The following is a 17,827-nucleotide window of genomic DNA, read 5'->3' on the forward strand; positions in this document are numbered from 1 at the left end:
CCCCCCGACCCCCCTTTGACCCCCCCCCCCCCCCCCCCCTCCCGCCTACCCCCCCGCCAACGCCGCCGCCCGTGTGTGGGAAGCCGAAAAGTGGGTTGGAAGGCACGCAGGGGCGACTTCCAACCCACTTTTCGACTTCCAACGCGGTGGGTGCCCGGTCAGGAGGGGCGGCGGGGGAAGGGCTAGGAGGCGGCCTTCTTGCGAGTGGCGGGCTCCTTCTTGGCCGCGGGCTTCTTCGCGGGGGCCTTCTTCGCGGGCGCCTTCTTGGCGGGCGCCTTCTTCGCGGGCGCCTGCTTCGACGAACCGGATGCCTCGTCGGCGGCCTCCTCGTCGGCATCTTCGTCCGAGGCCGCCTTCGACCCTGCGCCCGCGCCGCCGCGCTTCGCGGCGATCGACTGCCGCAGGGCCTCCATGAGGTCGATGACCTCGCCGCCCTCCTCGTCCTTGGGCTGCTCGCCGAACGTCTTGGCCGTGTCGAGCGCGTCGCCCTCTTCGATCTTCGCCTTGATGAGGGTGCGCAGCTCCTCCTGGTACTCGTCGACGTACTGTTCGGGCTCGAAGTCGGTCACGAGGCTCTCGACGAGCTGCTTGGACAGGTCGAGCTCCTTGGCCGAGATCTTCACGTCCTCGTTCAGGCTCTTGAACTCCGCCTTGCGCACCTCGTCGCTCCAGAGCAGCGTCTGCACGAGGAGCACGTCGCCGTGCACGCGCAGCGCCGCGAGGCGCGTCTTCTGCCGGAGCGCCATCTGCACGATCGCGGTCTTGTCGGTCGACTCGAGGGTCTTCCGCAGCAGCACGTAGGCCTTCGACGAGGCCGAGTCGGGTTCGAGGTAGTAGCTCTTGTCGAACATGATCGGGTCGATCTGCTCGGTGGGCACGAACTCGACGACCTCGATCTCGCGGCTGCGCTCGGCGGGCAGCGCCTTGAGGTCCTGGTCGGTGATGATGACCGTCTGCTCGCCGTCGTCGTACGCCTTGTCGATGTCCTGGTAGGGCACGACCTCGCCGTCGATCTCGCACACGCGCTGGTACCGGATCCGGCCGCCGTCGGCGGCGTGCACCTGGTGCAGCGACACGTCGTGACCCTCGGTCGCGCTGTACAGCTTCACGGGCACGTTGACCAGGCCGAACGTGACCGCACCCTTCCACACGGCTCGCATGCTCCCAGTAGACACCCCGATACATCTGCATGTGAACCCCTTGCAACGGATATCGCGCGCACCGCGCATGCGAAAGGATGGCGGCATGGGTGGGGACGAACGGCAACTCGTCGAGGTCGATGGCCGCCGACTGCGGCTGACGAACCTCGACAAGGTGCTGTATCCCGAGACGGGCACGACCAAGGGCGAGGTGATCTCGTACTATGCCGAGGTCGCGCCGGTCATGGTGCCGCTGGTCGCGGGGCGTCCGGTCACGCGCAAGCGCTGGGTGCACGGCGTCGGCACGGCGGATGCCCCGGGGCAGGTGTTCTTCGAGAAGGCGCTCGCCGATCATGCGCCGGACTGGCTGCGCCGCGGCACGATCGAGCATTCCGACGGCCCGAAGACCTACCCGATCGCGGACAGCCGTGCGGCGCTCGTCTGGCTCGCGCAGCAGGCGTCGCTCGAGGTGCACGTGCCGCAGTGGCGGTTCACGCCCGACGGCGCGCGCGGCAACCCGGACCGGCTCGTGTTCGACCTCGACCCCGGCGAGGGCGCGGGGCTCGCCGAGTGCGCCGAGGTCGCACGCATGGTGCGCGACATCCTCGCCGGCATGCGCCTCGAGGCATATCCCGTGACGAGCGGCAGCAAGGGCATCCATCTGTACGCGCCGCTCGACGGCGCGCAGACCTCGCAGCAGATCTCCGAGGTCGCGCACGAGCTCGCGCGTGCACTCGAGGCCGATCACCCCGACCTCATCGTCTCGAGCATGAAGAAGGCGCTGCGCCCGGGCAAGGTGCTCATCGACTGGAGTCAGAACAACCAGAACAAGACCACGATCGCGCCGTATTCGCTGCGCGGGCGGCACCGCCCGACGGTCGCCGCGCCGCGCACCTGGGCCGAGCTCGACGATCCGGAGCTCAGGCATCTGGAATGGCAGGAGGTGCTCGAACGGGTCGGCGCGGGGAACGATCCGGCGGCGCCGCTCGAGGCATCCGGCCCGTCGACCGGCCCGCTCGCGACCTACCTGTCCATGCGGAACGAGGGCGAGACGCCCGAGCCTATGCCGTCCGCGGCATGGGGTCCGCCGGCCGACGGCCGGCTGCGCTTCGTCATCGGGGAGCATCATGCGCGGCGGCTGCACTACGACCTCCGGCTCGAGCGCGACGGCGTGCTCAAGAGCTGGGCGGTGCCGAAGGGCGTGCCCGAGTCGAGCGGGGTGAACCATCTCGCGGTGCAGACCGAGGACCACCCGATGGAGTACCTCGACTTCGAGGGCACGATCCCCGAGGGGCAATACGGCGCGGGCAGCATGACCGTCTGGGACACCGGCACGTACGACGCCGAGAAGTGGCGCGACGACGAAGTCATCTTCACGCTCGCGGGCGCGCCGGGCGGCCCGCTCGGGAGCGTGCGCCTGGCGCTCATCCGCACGCAGGGCGAGGGGGAGAAGTCGAACTGGCTCCTGCATCGCATGAAGGAGCAGGCCGCCGCTCCCGCTGCACCCGCCCCATCTCCCTCCAGCGGGGTCGCGAATCGTCGCTCGCGAGCCCATGCAGCGACCATTCGCGACCCCGCTGGGGCGGAGTCGGAGGAACGGCCCATGCTGGCGACGCTCGGCACGGTCGGCGCGCTCGCGCGCGGCGACTGGGCGCTCGAGTGGAAGTGGGACGGCATCCGCGTGCTCGCCCGGGTCGAGGGCGGTGCGGTGCGGCTGATCAGCCGGAGCGGGCGCGACGAGACCGCGCGGTACCCGGAGCTCGCGGGGCTGGCCTCAGCGCTGCGCGCCGATGCGCTCGTCGACGGCGAGATCGTCGCGCTCGACGAGCACGGCAGGACCGACTTCGGCCGACTGCAGCCGCGCATGAACGTGACGAAGCCGCGTGAGATCGCCGAGCTCGCCGCCGAGATCCCGGTACGCCTGCTGCTGTTCGACGTGCTCGAGGTCGCGGGGACGCCGACGATCGACGAGCCGTACGAGCGTCGCCGGGCTCGGCTCGAACGACTCGTCCGCCCGGGGAGCGACGTCCCCGTCGAGGTGCCGCCGGTCGTGGAGGACGAGCCCGAGGCCGCGCTCGACGAGGCTCGCGAGCTCGGCCGGGAGGGGCTCGTGGCGAAACGGCGGGGCTCGCCGTACCGGCCGGGCGCGCGCAGCGACGACTGGCTGAAGCTCAAAGTCACCCGGACGCAGGAGGTCGTGATCGGCGGGTACCGACGCGGCTCCGGGACGCGGACGGGACAGGTCCGCTCGCTGCTCGTCGGCATTCCGGGCGCGCACGGACTCGAGTACGTCGGCCGGGTCGGCTCGGGGTTCAGAGAGGTCGAGCTCCGTCGACTGCTCGATGCGTTCCGGCCGATCGAGCGCGCCGAGGCGCCGTTCGTCGAGATGCCCGCGGTCGACGCGTCGGATGCCACGTGGCTGGAGCCGCGGCTCGTCGGGGAGATCGAGTTCGGCGAGTGGACGAAGACCGGGGTGGCGAGACATCCGCGCTGGCGAGGGCTGCGGCCCGACAAGTCGCCCGACGATGTCGTCCGGGAGGAGCCGGGCGGGCCGTGAGTCCAGCCACCGGGATCGCCTACGCGGCGATGCTGGCGCCGTCACACGCCGTGGGCACCGGCGCGGGTATGGTTCATGCATGGGCACCCTGTACTACGGCGATTCCGGGACGCCGATCGGCATCGAGGACCGCGCGCTCGCGCACCTCAAGGTGGCGATCGTGACGAAGCTCCGTCGTGGCGAGAGCTTCACGCTGTCGTGGCAGCACCCCGATGATCAGCCCCGGGGCCGCAGCACGCTCTGGCTGCATCCGACGATCCCGCTGCGCTTCGTGTTCGACGCCCCCGAGTCGCCCGACCTCAGCCGCGAGTGGGTCGAAGACCTGATGCGCTCCGCCAACTCGACCGGCGGCATCCAGCTCGTCGACGAGCACATCGACACCGAGGCGCACGCGGCACCGACGGGCGGCAGTCGTTCCGCCGCCCCGATCGCCGCCGTCTAGCGGGGAGGCCCGTCGCGTCAGGACGCGTCCGGCTCGATCAGCTCGAGCAGGGCGCGCTCCATGTCGCCCGCGGGGAGCACGACGCCCTCGGCGTAGGCCGTGAAGACGCGGGGGTCGATGTAGCTCGCCTTCGCGATCGTGGGAGTGTTGCCCAGGGCCTCGGATGCCGCGACCACCGCGTCCCGCATCGCGGCCGTGCGGGCCTTGCGAGTGGTCTCGGGACCGATCGCGGCGAGCCGTTCGGCCGCGACGACCGTCCCGCGCAGCGTGCGGAAGTCCTTCGCGGTGAAGTCGCCGGCGGTCCGCTCGCGGATGTCGTCGTTCACGTCCGACGCGCTCAGCGCGCGGTAGCGCCGGCCGTCCCGCCACGCGTACAGGCGCGCGGAGGCCGCCCGTTCGGCGTTCCGTTCGACGAACGCGGCGAGCGTGGCATCCGGGATCGTGAGGTTCTGCGCGATGCCGCCCTTCGCGCGGAAGCGGAACCGCACGCGGTCGTCCTCTGCGCTCGCGTTGCGCACCAGGAGCGTCGTCAATCCGCGGGTCTTCGCGGTGGAGAGCGACTCCTCGGAGCCGACCCGCAGCGCGCCGAGGTCGAGGGTGCGGAACGCCGCCGCGAGCACGAGCGTGCGCAGCGGCTCGTCGCCGGCCAGATCCTCGAGGACCGTCTCCCGGGCTGCCGGGAGGGCGCGGATGAGCGCCGCCATGCGCAGGAACTTCTCGGCGTCCTGCCGCTCGCGCCACGCGGGATGGTAGAGGTACTGCCGGCGGCCCGCGGCGTCGACGCCGACCGCGAGGATGTGCGCGTTCAGGGCGTCGGCGATCCACACCTCACGCCAGGCGGGAGGCACCGCAAGCTCGGCGAAACGAGCGCGCTCCGCGCGCCCGGCCGCGGAGCCGTCCGCGTGCACATAGGAGAAGCCCGTCCCCCGGCGGACACGGGTCCAGCCGGGGGACGAGTACGGTTCGACGCGGCGCAGTCTGGGCATCTGACTCGGCGAGGGCTCAGTGGTTGCGGAGGGCGTCGATCAGTTCGGCCTTGCGCTTGCCGCTGTAGCCCGAGAGCCCGAGCTCCTTGGCGCGCTTGCGCAGCTCGTCGACCGTCCAGTCCTCGTAGTCGCCGTGTGTGCCGCCCTTGCGCCCGACGGCGCTGCGACCCTGGTTCGCTGCGGCGTTCGAGATGCGCGCCGCCTTCTCCTTGGACGCCCCGTCCTTCCGGAGCTCTTCGTAGAGCTCGGGATCCTTGAGCGACGAGTTCTTCTTCCCTGGCATTGCGTCTCCTTTCGCGAGGCGTTCTCGAGGCTTCTCGAGGACTAGAGGCCCTTCCCGCCCGTCACCGGCAGAATCGCGCCGGACACGTAGGAGGCCTCGTCCGATGCGAGGTACACGTACGCGCCCGCGAGCTCGGCCGGCTGGCCGGCTCGGCCGAGCGGTGTGTCCTGGCCGAAGCTCGGCAGCTTGTCCGGCCAGCCCGTCGCGGGGATGAGCGGGGTCCAGATCGGGCCTGGTGCGACCGCGTTCACGCGGATGCCCTTCGGGCCGAGCTCCTCGGCGAGCGCCTTGGTGAACGCGACCTGGGCCGCCTTGGTCATGGCGTAGTCGACGAGGGCGTACGACGGGTCGAAGCCCTGGATCGAGGCCGTGGTGATGATCGACGAGCCGGGCTCGAGCTTGGGCACCGCCGCACGGGCGATGAAGACCGGCGCGAAGAGGTTCGTGCGCATGACGCGTTCGAAGCCGTCCGTGGGGATCTCGTCGATGCCCCCGCGTTCGCGCTGGTGCGCGGCGTTCAGCACGACCAGGTCGAGGCCGCCCAGCTCCGAGACCGTGCGGTCGACCACGGAGGTACAGAACCCCTCGTCCCGCAGATCGCCCGGGAGCAGCACGGCCTTTCGGCCGGCATCCTCGATCCAGCGCGCCGTCTCTTCGGCGTCCTCCTGCTCTTCGGGCAGGTACACGATCGAGACATCCGCCCCCTCGCGAGCGAAGGCGATCGCGACCGCCCGCCCGATGCCGGAGTCGCCGCCCGTGATCAACGCGTGCCGCCCCGTCAGCTTGCCCGACCCGCGGTAGCTCTGCTCGCCATGGTCGGGCTGCGGGTGCATCTCGCCGGTCAGTCCCGGCTGCGACTGCTCCTGCTTGGGGAACGGCTCGGCCGTGTGCTTGGTGGTCGGGTCGATGAGGTGGTCGTTCATCGTGGATGTCACGCTCCTATCGGTGGTTGGTCGGCCACGCTACGCGCGCCGCACGCGGGGCCTGAAGGGGTTGACAGTCGCCGTGGCCGGTCGGGCGCCGACCTGCTGAGAGCGCGCTCATTCGCGGGATAGCATCGGCGCGAGAAACCGGTCAACCCCTTCCGGGGGTCGTTCCGCCGGGCGTAGCTTGATGAACGTGGGGACGCCAACCGCGTCTCGATCCGGTCCTCATGCGGGGCCGGTCCCGTATGTCGAACACGTGCGGAACCGTGAAGGAGATTGATATGAACATCCTCGTCGCAATCATCGCGATCGCCGCTGTGGTGCTGCTGATCACCGGAGGTGTGGTGCCCACGCTGAACTTCCTGCTCTGGGTCGGCATCGCCCTGGCGATCATCGCCGTCATCGTGTTCCTGCTCCGGTACATCGGAGGGAACAAGCGAGCGGTATGACCGCCGCCGGCGGCTCCGCCGCCGGTTCGCAGAGCTCGAACGGGCGCCCCACGGGGCGCCCGTTCGGCGTATGGTCGAGGAGTGGGCACGCTGTTCTACGGGGAGTCCGGCACCCCGATCGGCATCGAGGATCGTGCACTTTCACATCTGAAGGTCGCGATCACCACGAAGCTGCGGCGCGGCGAGAGCTTCACGCTCTCCTGGCAGCATCCCGCCGACCAGCCGCGCGGACGGAGCACGCTCTGGCTGCACCCGTCGATCCCGCTCCGGTTCGTCTTCGACGAGCCCGAGCGCCCCGAGCTGAGCCGACGCTGGATCGAGGAGCTCATGAAGTCGGCGAACTCCACCGGCGGGATCCAGCTCGTGATCGAGCAGGTCGAGCGCGCCGAGGCCGGCACCGACCCCGGCGCCGACCCCGGCGACCCCGGCGCCGACCCCGGCACCGAGGGCTGAGCCCCGGCACGGATCGGGCCCGGCCGGAGCGACGGAGTCGGCTCCAGACCGGGCCCTGCGGGCTGCCCGAGGATCAGGCCCTGAGGTCGGGGTCGCTGCCGATCGCTCCGTCGCCCGTCGGCGGGACGGTGCCGGTCGCGCCACCCCGGCCCTCGTCGCCGTCGGCGACGTGCCGGCCCGTCGACGGAGCGCCCATGCCCGACATGCCGCCGACCTCGCGGTCAGCGGCTGACCCGCCGGCCGCGCCGCCCGCCGCGGCTGACCCGCCTGCCGCGCCGCCCGCCGCGGGCTGCCCGCCGTGGATCTCGCCGCGCCAGGCGCCGGTCTCATCGCCGCGCGCCTCGATGAACCGCTTGAACCGTTCGAGGTCGCGTCGGACCTGCATATCGTCGATCTGCAGCGCCGCACCGGCCTTCTCGACGAAGCCCTCGGGCTCCCACTCGAGCTCGAGGTCGAGATGGGTCCGCTCCGGCCCGTCAGAACGGAACGCGATGCGCCCCCGGTGCCTCGGCTCGTCGATGCTCTGCCAGGCGACGTGCGAGTCCGGGACCTGGTCGGTGATCTTCGCGTCGAACTCGCGCTTGACGCCGCCGATCGACACGATCCAGTGCGTCGTCGCGTCGTCGAGCTGGCGGATCTCCTCGACGCCGCCCATGAAGTTCGGGAACGACTCGAACTGCGTCCACTGGTCGTAGGCCACGCGCACGGGTACGTCCACGTCGATGTCAGAACTCACGGTCGTACTCATCTCGACTCCTTCCGTCAGGACGCTGGGTGCGCCCTCGGTCACGGTAGGCAGGCGGCGTTCGCGTGATGAGGGGGTTGCCGGGGTCGGGGGCGGATGCTACGAACGAGCCGCCTGCGGAGGGGGCGATCAGTCGCCCTCGAACTCCGCGTGCTCGTCGGGCTCGGGCACCCACTGCAGCCCGCCGGTGCTGTTGGCCTGCAGCAGCAGTTGCTCGATCCAGAGCCGGTTCAGCCTCGGTGAACGATTGCCGCTGAAGACGAACTGCAGGGGGATCGACTCGTGCAGCCAGAGCGTCGTGCGGCCGCTGCCGTTCGCCACGCCGTGCTCCCAGGTGAGGGAGAAGCTCTCCGATCGGCGGAGCTTGCTGAGGATGGCGACGCGAAGGTGCGCGAGCGTGCGGTCGTCGATCTCCAGCTCGCGTTGCGAGGAGTTGTAGATCAGTCGGCCCATGGAGCGATCGTAGCGGCCGGCGCCGATTGGCGATCGGAGAACTCGTGAGTTAGAGTAACTGGGTTGCCTGATGCGGCGAATGCGCCAGGCGGCATCCCATGCGCCCGTAGCTCAATGGATAGAGCATCTGACTACGGATCAGAAGGTTGGGGGTTCGAGTCCCTCCGGGCGCGCCATGTGATGAGTCTCACGGCCTCGGTGCCGGCAGTATCACCGGAGTGCCTTGGGTCACCAGAGCGCCCAGGCACGGATCGATGCGGCGAGTTGTCGCCGAATCAGGTATTCTGTGAATTGCCTGAGGATCAGTGCGTCGCGCTTCGACCGGGTGGATCCCATGTCATATGGCCCGGATAGGCTCAGCACACAACCGTTTTCCGGGTCTGGGGTACAGATGGTGGGTGGGTACGCGGGTGCGTTGTCCGTGCCCTCGGTCGCGCGCCTGGTGCTCGGCCGCGGAGGCCACGGCTACATCCGTCGCGCCCACGTGGCGCTCATCTCGCTCGCATTCGCGATCATCGCCGTGCAGCTCGCCGACGCCGGTGGGCCCGGCGCTGGACTGCCCGGCGCGGGGCTGGCCGGCGCGGGACTGGCCGGGCAGCCGAACCTCTGGGCGCTGCCGGCCATCGCGGCCGCGGCCGCCGCGGGCGCCATGCTCGTGATCGTCTCGGGCTCGCCGGCCAGCCTCGAGGTGCTCCGCACGCTCGGCCTGCCCGAGATCAGCGCTGCGCGACGAGCCCGCGCGAACGGTCTCGTCTGGGCGGGAGTCGGCCTGCTCATGGTGCACTTCACCGCACCCGCCTTCGAACCCGTGCCCGGTGGTCCCGTCATCGTGGGTCTCGTGTTCGCGCTCGGCCTCGGCGTCGGCACCATGCGGCTGCACCGCGCCGCGATCGATCACGAGGCGTACCGCAGCTTCAACCTCGTCGCCCTCCTGCTCGCCGCGGGCAGTCTCGCGAGCATGAGCATCACCCCGACCGGTGAGTGGTGGGTGCACAACTTCAGCACGCTCGGCACCTCAGACGACATCGCGGCCGCGTGTTTCAACATCGCCATCACCATGTCGGGTCTCGGCATGGCCCTGCTCGGGCCCGCGCTCAGCGGCGCGCTGCGTTCGGAGCGATTCCGGCTGCGGCGCGGCGGGCTGACCGCGGTCCGCGTGCTCATCGCCTTCATCGGGGTGAGCCTGATGGGCGTCGGCATCGTGCCGATCGACCGAGCCACCGACCTCCACAACCTCTTCGCGTGTGGTGCGGCCGCGGGCTTCGCCGTGCTCGCGCTGGGTGTCCAGCTCTGGGCCCGGCGGATGCCTCGCACCCTCGTCGTCTTCTCATACGCCGCGCTTGCGGTCGAGATCGCGGCCATGATCGCGTACGACGGACTGAAGGTGTTCAACCTGACCGTGTTCGAGATCGTCGCGTTCACGCTCGTGTTCGCGTGGCTGATCGTGCTCGTGGCCGTCACCGGCCCGGCCGCGCTCGGCGAGCCCGCCGGCCCGGACGCCCTGACCTCCGTGGCGGCCGAGCCCCCGGCGAGGCACCTGGTTCCGCATCGCGTCCGCCGCCAGGCCGGCGCTCGCACGCCGGCGACGCGCTCGGCCGGCCACGCACGCCGTTCCCGCGCACCGGTGACGGTCGGTCGTGCCGGCCGGCGGCGCACCCTGGCCGCCGTGCCCGACGAGCCGCCCGACCGACGATCGCCGCAGACATCCCGCCCATCGCTCGTCGGCGCGCTCGACGGCGCACGGCGTACGGTCGAATGATGAACGAGCAGTCCTACGAGATCATCCGGAACGACGATCGCAGCCGGTATGAGGTGTCCGACGGCGCCAGGGTGCTGGGCTTCGCGATGTTCCGGGAGGAGCCGGGCCGCGTCGTGTTCACCCACACGGTCGTGAAGCCCGAGTTCGAGGGCCGGGGGATCGGCAGCGAGCTCGCCCGGCACGTCATCGAGGCGACCATCGCCGCCGGCGACACCATCGTGCCCGAGTGCCCGTTCATCGCCGCCTATCTCGAGGAGCACCCCGAGTACGCCGACTCGGTGGCGGCCCCGACGCGCTGAGCGGTCCGGGCGACCCTCGGGGCCCGACTCGCGTCGCCACATTCCTCGCGCGGGAGTCTGGTGTCTGAGGCATCCTCGCGTTACCATGCGAATAAGCCCGAGCCGGCCCCAAAAGCCGGCGATCCGCCCTCAACGCGAGCCTGTGACAGTGCATGGCTCGACACTGAGGACGCTCGCCGAGCTCAGTTCGGGTCGCTCGGCGGGGGAGGCCTCTACGGGAGGCCGCGGCGGGGCGGGAGGTAGGGTTCCCGCCCCACCGTCTGCGCCTGCCGCGTCTCGGCCGGCGGGCGGGGCTCAGCCGGCCGGTGCGCCGTTGACCGAGAGCCGGAGTCGGTCGCAGAGCTCGGAGAGGCGTGCGAGCTCGTCGAGGTCGAGCGCGGTGCCCACGTGACGCGTGATCGCATCCATGTGGGAGATGGCGACCTCGCGGAACAGGCGGAATCCCTCGGGTGTGATCGCGACGATCGTGCCGCGCCCGTCGAGCGGGTCGTCGGTCTTGGTGAGCAGCCCGCGTGCGGTGAGCCGGTCGACGAGCCGGCTCACGCTCGGCTGGGTCAGCAGCACGTGGCGGTTGAGGTCTTTGAGGCGGAGACGTCGCTCGGGCGCGCGCGTGATGTTGAAGAGCACGTCGTACTCGTTCAGCGAGATGACGTCGGACGGGAACTCCGCAGCGAGCGCGCGCATGACGGCGACCTGCGCCCGGAAGAGCGACTCCCAAGCCGCGACCGTCCGAGTGCGATCTGCCATGAGGGACTCCATTCGTTGTGCGATGTCTGTGCGTAACAGAATACGGAAATCGCGCGCGGAGCATGCTCTTCGATGGACGGATTGCAGGCGAATTCACGGTGTGCGGTCGTCGTCCGCAGCGCCCGGATGCGATCGTCGGCGCGGACGGGAGCCACGCGAAGGCCCCGGTGGAAATGAGTGAGGGCCGGTCGTAGAGGCTGACGACCGACCCTCACTCTTGCACCAAGAGTGTCCTGCAATCACATTCCGCACCGGCCGCCACAGCAAACAGCCGGTGCTCTTCGAATATATAACAGATCGATAACGCTGCGCTAGAGGCAGTTCGATCGAATCAGAACACGTCAGGGCTCGGCGTGGACGCCTGCCGGATCGAGACGTCGGCGTGCCGGTCGAAGCGGTAGCCGGACCCGCGGACGGTCCGCACGATGTCCTGGTAGTGGGCGAGCTTGGAGCGCAGGCGGCGCACGTGGACATCGATCGTGCGCTCGCTCGGGGCCTCATCGTCGGCCGCGGCCCAGAGGTTGTCGATGAGCTCATGGCGGTCGATGGTGCGGCCCTCGCGCAGCACGAGGTACTGCAGCAGCTCGAACTCCTTGTAGGTCAGGCCTGCGGCCTCGCCGTCGAGCAGCACGCGCTTGCGCGAGATGTCGATGATGACGCCGTTGGGGTGACGGTCGAGGTCGTCGGCCGTGTCGTCGGCGCGCTGCTTGGCGAGTGCGGCGGGGTCCTGGAGCGCGAGGCGCACCACGTCGACGTCGCGGCCGCCGGCGCCCTCGGGTGCCAGCGCGACGGCGGCGTAGGTCTCCGCCGAGGGTGCGACCTCGGCGGTGAGGCGCCGGAGCGCCTCGACGATGCGGTGCAGGCTCGTGCCGTCGGCGAGGGCCTTCGCCTCGTCGATTCCGACGTAGAGCACGAAGCCGCGGGCTTCGGTGCCGTCCGGGACGGCGCGGACGCGCGGCGCAGCCGCGGCGGGGGAGGTGGGTGCCGAGGCGACCGACGGGGTCCCGGCGATCTCGGGACGGCCGGGCTGAGGTGCGAGGGCGACGGCGGGACGGGTGGGAGCGTACGCAAGCGACATGACGATTCCTTGTGCGAAGTGCGAGGTGCGGCCCGCGGAGATCGGGGCCGGTTCAAATGGCCGGCTGGCGGCCGGGTGAAGCGCCGAGAGCGGCGGTTCGAGCGAGAGCCCGGCGACCTGGATGCGGGTCGCGCGCGGCCTCGGAGGAAGGGCGCAGGATCAGCGGCACATTCGACAACACATGGGGGCACGCGCCGACATCATCATGTCGGCAGTCCTGTTCGCCTCGCGGGCGGTCAGGGTGCGTGCGGTGTCAGTCATGCTGCGAGTAAAACGGACCGGCCCCGGATGTGTCAATTCGTGACGTCCGCATGACGGAGCATGACATCGCACACGGTGCGCGCGCCCCCGCGACCGGGAGAAGGATCGCGGCCGAGTGCGGAGGTGTCGCAAGACCCTTTCGAGATTGCGCCGCCCAAAAAATCTTCTTGTGCGAACATCGCGAGGTATCGCGACAGGCGTGAAGATCCTTCGCGGCACCCGGCGCGCGCGACGTGCTTATACCGTGCCGTAGAGCCGGTCGCCGGCGTCGCCGAGGCCCGGCACGATGTATCCGAGCTCGTTGAGCCGCTCGTCCACCGCGCCGAGCACGATCGTGACCTCGCGACCGCGCAGCGCATCCTCGACGGCCGCGAGGCCCTCGGGCGCCGCGAGGATGCAGATCGCGGTGACGTCGACGGCGCCGCGCGCGAACAGGAACTCGATGGCCGCCGTGAGCGAGCCGCCCGTCGCGAGCATCGGGTCGAGCACGAAGCACTGACGGTCCGAGAGGTCGTCGGGAAGCCGCTCGGCGTACGTCGTGGGCTGCAGCGTCTCCTCGTCGCGTGCCATGCCGAGGAAGCCGACCTCGGCCGTCGGCACCATCTTCGCCATGCCGTCGAGCATGCCGAGACCCGCCCGCAGAATCGGCACGATCAGCGGCTTCGGCTCGGCGATCCGCACGCCGGTCGTCGCGGCGACGGGGGTGACGAGGTCGACGGGCTCGACGCGCACGTTGCGTGTGCCCTCGTAGGCGAGCAGCGTCATCAGCTCGTCGACGAGGGAACGGAACACGGGCGACGGGGTCCGGGCGTCGCGCAGCACCGTCAGCTTGTGGGTGATGAGCGGGTGATCGGCAACGTGGACTCGCATAGGCTCGAGTCTAGTTCCGGCGGGTTTCGGAGGGAGAGCGCGTGGACGTGCCGATCTCGCGGCTCCACCGGGAGTGGATGCGTCTCGCGCTCGCCGAAGCGGAGCAGGCGCCCGCGACGCGTGACGTGCCGGTCGGTGCGGTGGTCGCCGACGGGCGTGGCCGCATCATCGCCGCACGGCGGAACGAACGTGAGCTCACGCGCGATCCCACCGCCCACGCCGAAGTCCTGGCGATCCGGGACGCCGCCGCCGCGATCGGCGACTGGCGCCTCAACGAGTGCACCCTCGTCGTCACGCTCGAGCCGTGCGTGATGTGCGCCGGAGCGATCGTGCAGTCGCGCGTCGGCACCGTGGTCTTCGGCGCCTGGGACGACCAGGTGGGCGCCGCGGGATCGCTGTACGACCTGCTGCGCGACCGCCGGTTCAACCATCGCGCCGAGGTGATCCCGGGCGTCGAGGCCGAGGCCTCGGCCGACCTGCTCCTCCGCTTCTTCGAGGACCCGCTCAGGCGGCCCTGACGGTCGCCGCCGAGGCATCCGTCATTCGAGGCCTTTGATGACGATCGCGTCCGTGGGCGGCGCGACCGCCTCGGGGTCGACCCAGACGTCGGGCTCGATGTAGATGACGCGGGCCGTCGGCACGACCTCGCGGATGCGCCGCTCGATGACGTTCGTGGCCGCGGAGACCTCGAGCAGCCGCTGGTCGGCGGCGAAGCCGAGCTTCGCGGCGACGAGCAGCTCGTCGGGACCGAGGTAGAGGGTCTTCATGTGGATGATGCGCTCGGCCTCGGGGCCGTTCAGGATCGCGCGCTCGATCTGCTCGAGCTCGCTCTCGTTCGCGCCCTCGCCGACGAGCAGGCTCTTCGTCTCGATGCCGAGGATGATCGCGACCACGATGAGCAGCGTGCCGATCGCGAGCGTGCCGATCGCGTCGAACGTGCTGTTGCCCGTGATCGCCGTGAGGCCCACGCCGAGCAGCGCGAACACGAGGCCCGTCAGCGCGGCCAGGTCTTCGAGCAGCACGACGGGCAGCTCGGGCGCCTTCGCGCGGCGCACGAACTGCACCCAGGTCTGCCGCCCGCGCAGCGGGTTCGACTCCTTGACCGCGGTGCGCAGCGAGAACGACTCGAGCACGATCGCGATGCCGAGCACGAGGATCGGCAGCCACACGTTCGTGAGCTCGTGCGGATGCTGCAGCTTGTCGATGCCCTCATAGATCGAGAACACGCCGCCGACGGAGAACAGGATGATCGACACGACGAACGCGTACACGTACCGTTCGCGGCCGTAGCCGAACGGGTGCTCGCGGTCGGCCTGCTTCTTCGCCTTGCGGCCGCCGAGGATCAGCAGCAGCTGGTTGCCCGAGTCGGCCAGCGAGTGCACACCCTCGGCGAGCATCGACGCCGAGCCCGAGACCGCCCACGCGATGAACTTCGTGATCGCGATGCCGAGGTTCGCGAGGAACGCCGCGATGATGGCCTTCGTGCCGCCTGTTGCACTCATGCGGCAATCCTAGGATGGGTCGCATGCCGCGACCGGACTCTGTGACCCTGCCCACGATCGCCTTCCTCGGGGCGGGCTCGATGGCCCGTGCCGTGCTCAACGGCCTGCTGCGGCCGGGGGTCGTGATCGAGGGCGGCATCCGGGCCACGAACCGGTCGGCGGCGAAGGCCGCCGAGTTCGACGGCGTCGACGGCGTGGTCGCCTTCGCGACCGAGACGGATGCCTCCGCCAACCGCCGTGCGATCGAAGGCGCCAAGATCGTCGTGGTCGCGGTGAAGCCCGCGATGGTGCCCGACCTGCTGCGCGAGATCGCCGACGCGCTGGAGCCGGGGGTCATCGTGGTGAGCGTGGCCGCGGGCGTCACGGTCGCGACGTTCGAGTCGCTGCTGCCGGCGCACGTTTCGGTCGTGCGCACGATGCCGAACACGCCGGCCCTCGTCGGGCGGGCGGTCACCGGGGTGTCGGCCGGGACCCGTTCGAGCCGGGCCGACCTCGAGCTCGTGGTGTCGCTCTTCGAGACGGTCGGCGACGTGCTCGTCCTCCCCGAGTCGCAGCTCGACGCGCTGTCGGCGGTCTCGGGTTCCGGCCCCGCCTACGTGTTCTTCCTCATCGAGCAGCTCACCGCGACCGCGGTGGGCCTGGGGTTCACGCCCGAGCAGGCGGCGCTGATGGTGCAGGGCACGTTCCGCGGGGCATCCGAACTGCTCGCCGCCTCCGGCGAAGACCCCGCCGAGCTGCGCCGCCGCGTGACCAGCCCCAAGGGCACGACCGAACGCGCCGTCGCCGTGCTCGAGGAGGCGCAGCTCAAGGACACGTTCGACCGCGCCACCGCCGCCGCGCTCGCGCGCTCCCGAGAGCTCGCCGCCGGCGCCTGACCCACCCCTGACCCACCCCCCACTCAGCAACACCGAGTGTTACCGATCCGCCCCGGGCGTGGTCCGGTACCGACGACACGCGAGGCGGGTCGGTAACACTCGGCGGGGGGCGTGGGGGCGTGGGGGCGTGGGTTGGTGGGTTGGCGAGGAATATTGTCATAACCGGGAGTTTTTCGCGCGATCGGTTCGCTCGGAGCGGACATGACTTCCTGCTGGAACTCGGCTATGGTCACTCGGAAGCCCGCCAGCTGAAGAAGGGAAGCGAGCTCAATATGGCCGACAAGAACCCCCGTGGGAATTCGACCAAGAAGCAGGCCCAACCCTCCTTGAAGGAGAAGCGAGCGCAGAAGCGCGAGAAGGCCGAAGAGGGCATCGTGAAGGCGCGCAAGCGCTGATCCGGTCCGCGAGCAGGGCGGCTGAGCCGCACGCCGACGAGTTCGGCCACGCTCAGCCGCCGGCCCGCTCCAGCAGACCCGAGCCCGCCCTCCCTCGCTGGTCGAGTAGCGCGCGAGGGACGAGCACGCGTATCGAGACCCGGCGACCGTGGTCTCGGTACGCGTCGCCACGTCGTGTCCGCGCTATCCGGCCAGCCGCGGGCGCCGCTGCACGCACCCGCCCTCCCTCGTTGGTCGAGTAGCGCGCGAGGGACGAGCACGCGTATCGAGACGTGGTGACCGTGGTCTCGGTACGCGTCGCCACGTCGTGTCGGCGCTACCCGACCAGCGGCGGGCGCCGCTCCAGCAGCACCATGACCTCGAAGTGGGTCGTCTGCGGGAACATGTCGAAGACCCGCGCCCGCACCGGGCGCAGCGACGGCATCGCCGCCAGGTCCTTCGCGAGCGAGACGGCGTTGCAGCTCGAATAGAGCACGTGCGAGGCATCCGACCGCTCGAGCCAGCCCGCGAGCTCGGCGCCGATGCCGCGCCGCGGCGGGTTCACGACGACGAGGTCGGGCGCGGACTCCGCACCCAGCGCGAACGCCGTCGCGTCACCCGCCTCGAACCGCACCCGATCGAGCGCCGCGTCGGTGCGGCTGAGCTCCGCGCTGGCGACGGCCTCGACGCTCGTCTCGATGCCCGTGACCGTCGTGCCGCCCCCGGCGAGATGCAGCGCGAAGCCGCCGACGCCCGAGTACAGGTCCCAGGCCTCGTCGGGCGCGAGGTCGCGGATCCAGTCACGCGCCTCGGCGTACAGCGCCGCGGCGATCGCGGTGTTGGTCTGGAAGAAGCTCTGCGGCCGCAGATGCATGGTCACGTCGCCCAGTCGCATCGGCAGCGTCTGCTGCGCGGTGAGCACGACCTCGTCGTCGCCCTCGAGCACCGCCTTGTGCTCGGGCAGCAGGTTCGCGCTCACGACCCTCGCGTTCGGCAGCTCGGCCAGCAGGGTGGGCAGGTGCTTGCGCAGCCGCGGCAGTGGCTCGGTCGAGCGCAGCACGAACCGCACCATGAGCTCGCCATCGGGCGACTCCGTGATGATCAGATGCTTGAGCTCGCCGCGACGCGCGGTGACGTCGTACGGCGTCAGCCGGGCGAGCGTGATGAAGCGGGCCAGCACCTCGAACGCGGCGCGGTGGCCGGGCGAACAGATACCGCAGGCCTGCAGGTCCACGCCGTGTCCGTCGGCGTCGAGCACGCCGATGGTCGGGGCGTCGACGGTGCCGCCGACGACCATCTTCGCCTTGTTGCGGTAGTCGCGCTCGCCACTGGCGACGGCCGGATGCCACGTGCCGACGCCGAACGGCGCGAGCAGCTCCTCGGCGCGGCGCTGCTTCGCCGCGAGCTGCGCCGCGTACGGGTCGCCCATGAGCGAACACGACCGGCATCGCCAGTCGTCGAAGTACCCGCACTGCACCCGTCCAGCGTACGCGGCCCCCCCCCCCCGCCCCCCCCCCCCCCCCCTCCCCCCCCGGGGCCCCCGCCCCCCCCCCCCCCCCCCCGGGGGCCGCGGCCCGCCGAAGCCGCCGCCGGGACGCTGGAAGCCGCCACCGGCACCGCCGGGACCGC

At 70.7% G+C, this 17,827-nt stretch carries 20 protein-coding genes and 1 tRNA gene; 10 read left to right on the forward strand and 11 right to left on the reverse strand.

Features of this window, described 5'->3' with window-relative positions:
* Positions 1-182 precede the first annotated feature (182 nt).
* Positions 183-1,160 (reverse strand): non-homologous end joining protein Ku, encoded by a 978-nt coding sequence (ku, locus tag RH864_RS18915; protein ID WP_310519135.1) that lies wholly within the window; start codon positions 1,158-1,160, stop codon positions 183-185.
* 85 nt (positions 1,161-1,245) lie between these two features.
* On the opposite strand from ku, the gene RH864_RS18920 reads away from it, so the two are divergent.
* Both RH864_RS18920 and RH864_RS18925 read left to right on the forward strand, forming a co-directional pair.
* Entirely contained in the window at positions 1,246-3,696 is a 2,451-nt protein-coding gene (locus RH864_RS18920) for an ATP-dependent DNA ligase (protein ID WP_310519136.1), read from the forward strand.
* Between the two features lie 79 nt (positions 3,697-3,775).
* A complete protein-coding gene (locus tag RH864_RS18925; RefSeq protein ID WP_310519137.1) occupies positions 3,776-4,138 on the forward strand; it encodes a DUF7882 family protein in 363 nt (120 codons plus the stop codon).
* 17 nt (positions 4,139-4,155) lie between these two features.
* Here the strand turns inward: RH864_RS18925 and RH864_RS18930 are convergent, their stop codons facing one another.
* From RH864_RS18930 to RH864_RS18940, 3 genes are read right to left on the reverse strand one after another with little or no spacing between them, the layout of a single operon-like run.
* On the reverse strand, positions 4,156-5,124 hold the full coding sequence (locus RH864_RS18930) for a DNA topoisomerase IB (protein ID WP_310519138.1): 969 nt from the start codon (positions 5,122-5,124) through the stop codon (positions 4,156-4,158).
* A gap of 16 nt (positions 5,125-5,140) precedes the next feature.
* A complete protein-coding gene (locus RH864_RS18935; RefSeq protein WP_310519139.1) occupies positions 5,141-5,407 on the reverse strand; it encodes a DUF7218 family protein in 267 nt (88 codons plus the stop codon).
* A gap of 41 nt (positions 5,408-5,448) precedes the next feature.
* A complete protein-coding gene (locus RH864_RS18940) occupies positions 5,449-6,330 on the reverse strand; it encodes an SDR family oxidoreductase (RefSeq protein WP_310519153.1) in 882 nt (293 codons plus the stop codon).
* A 284-nt stretch (positions 6,331-6,614) separates the two neighbouring features.
* On the opposite strand from RH864_RS18940, the gene RH864_RS18945 reads away from it, so the two are divergent.
* Both RH864_RS18945 and RH864_RS18950 read left to right on the forward strand, forming a co-directional pair.
* Entirely contained in the window at positions 6,615-6,782 is a 168-nt protein-coding gene (locus RH864_RS18945) for a hypothetical protein (protein ID WP_310519140.1), read from the forward strand.
* Positions 6,783-6,863: 81 nt separating this feature from the next.
* On the forward strand, positions 6,864-7,235 hold the full coding sequence (locus RH864_RS18950; protein WP_310519141.1) for a DUF7882 family protein: 372 nt from the start codon (positions 6,864-6,866) through the stop codon (positions 7,233-7,235).
* Positions 7,236-7,308: 73 nt separating this feature from the next.
* Here RH864_RS18950 and RH864_RS18955 read toward each other — a convergent pair whose 3' ends face one another.
* A complete protein-coding gene (locus tag RH864_RS18955) occupies positions 7,309-7,983 on the reverse strand; it encodes an SRPBCC family protein (RefSeq protein WP_310519142.1) in 675 nt (224 codons plus the stop codon).
* A gap of 126 nt (positions 7,984-8,109) precedes the next feature.
* Positions 8,110-8,433 carry a DUF7882 family protein gene (locus tag RH864_RS18960; protein ID WP_310519143.1) on the reverse strand — a complete coding sequence of 108 codons (324 nt, stop codon included), beginning with the start codon at positions 8,431-8,433 and terminating at the stop codon, positions 8,110-8,112.
* A gap of 100 nt (positions 8,434-8,533) precedes the next feature.
* Between RH864_RS18960 and RH864_RS18965 the strand changes: the two genes are divergently transcribed.
* The 3 genes from RH864_RS18965 to RH864_RS18975 all read left to right on the forward strand — a co-directional run bounded on the left by RH864_RS18965 (position 8,534) and on the right by RH864_RS18975 (position 10,491).
* Positions 8,534-8,609: transfer RNA gene (locus RH864_RS18965), tRNA-Arg, on the forward strand.
* A 239-nt stretch (positions 8,610-8,848) separates the two neighbouring features.
* Positions 8,849-10,192 carry a hypothetical protein gene (locus RH864_RS18970; RefSeq protein WP_310519144.1) on the forward strand — a complete coding sequence of 448 codons (1,344 nt, stop codon included), beginning with the start codon at positions 8,849-8,851 and terminating at the stop codon, positions 10,190-10,192.
* On the forward strand, positions 10,192-10,491 hold the full coding sequence (locus RH864_RS18975; RefSeq protein ID WP_310519145.1) for a GNAT family N-acetyltransferase: 300 nt from the start codon (positions 10,192-10,194) through the stop codon (positions 10,489-10,491). The genes RH864_RS18970 and RH864_RS18975 overlap by 1 nt, the downstream gene beginning before the upstream one ends.
* 294 nt (positions 10,492-10,785) lie before the next feature.
* Here RH864_RS18975 and RH864_RS18980 read toward each other — a convergent pair whose 3' ends face one another.
* From RH864_RS18980 to upp, 3 genes are all read right to left on the reverse strand, one after another.
* Complete coding sequence (locus tag RH864_RS18980) at positions 10,786-11,238, reverse strand: MarR family winged helix-turn-helix transcriptional regulator (RefSeq protein WP_310519146.1); 453 nt, start codon at positions 11,236-11,238, stop codon at positions 10,786-10,788.
* Between the two features lie 331 nt (positions 11,239-11,569).
* Positions 11,570-12,316 carry a winged helix-turn-helix domain-containing protein gene (locus tag RH864_RS18985; protein ID WP_310519147.1) on the reverse strand — a complete coding sequence of 249 codons (747 nt, stop codon included), beginning with the start codon at positions 12,314-12,316 and terminating at the stop codon, positions 11,570-11,572.
* 498 nt (positions 12,317-12,814) lie between these two features.
* Positions 12,815-13,447: a uracil phosphoribosyltransferase gene (upp, locus tag RH864_RS18990; RefSeq protein WP_310519148.1), complete on the reverse strand. Its 633-nt coding sequence runs from the start codon at positions 13,445-13,447 to the stop codon at positions 12,815-12,817.
* A 77-nt stretch (positions 13,448-13,524) separates the two neighbouring features.
* Here upp and RH864_RS18995 point away from each other — a divergent pair, with 77 nt between their 5' ends.
* A complete protein-coding gene (locus RH864_RS18995) occupies positions 13,525-13,965 on the forward strand; it encodes a nucleoside deaminase (RefSeq protein WP_310519154.1) in 441 nt (146 codons plus the stop codon).
* A gap of 21 nt (positions 13,966-13,986) precedes the next feature.
* Here RH864_RS18995 and RH864_RS19000 read toward each other — a convergent pair whose 3' ends face one another.
* Positions 13,987-14,949 carry a cation diffusion facilitator family transporter gene (locus tag RH864_RS19000; protein ID WP_310519149.1) on the reverse strand — a complete coding sequence of 321 codons (963 nt, stop codon included), beginning with the start codon at positions 14,947-14,949 and terminating at the stop codon, positions 13,987-13,989.
* Positions 14,950-14,972: 23 nt separating this feature from the next.
* Here RH864_RS19000 and proC point away from each other — a divergent pair, with 23 nt between their 5' ends.
* Together proC and RH864_RS19010 are read left to right on the forward strand one after the other, a co-directional pair.
* The gene (gene proC, locus RH864_RS19005) at positions 14,973-15,824 is read left to right on the forward strand and encodes a pyrroline-5-carboxylate reductase (RefSeq protein ID WP_310519150.1); all 852 of its coding nucleotides are present in this window, start codon (positions 14,973-14,975) and stop codon (positions 15,822-15,824) included.
* Positions 15,825-16,096: 272 nt separating this feature from the next.
* A complete protein-coding gene (locus tag RH864_RS19010) occupies positions 16,097-16,219 on the forward strand; it encodes a hypothetical protein (RefSeq protein ID WP_310519151.1) in 123 nt (40 codons plus the stop codon).
* Between the two features lie 316 nt (positions 16,220-16,535).
* Here the strand turns inward: RH864_RS19010 and rlmC are convergent, their stop codons facing one another.
* Complete coding sequence (gene rlmC, locus RH864_RS19015; RefSeq protein ID WP_310519152.1) at positions 16,536-17,675, reverse strand: 23S rRNA (uracil(747)-C(5))-methyltransferase RlmC; 1,140 nt, start codon at positions 17,673-17,675, stop codon at positions 16,536-16,538.
* Positions 17,676-17,827: the final 152 nt, after the last annotated feature.

The sequence above is a fragment of the Agromyces aerolatus genome (assembly GCF_031432255.1).
In the GTDB taxonomy this organism is placed as follows: Bacteria; Actinomycetota; Actinomycetes; order Actinomycetales; family Microbacteriaceae; genus Agromyces.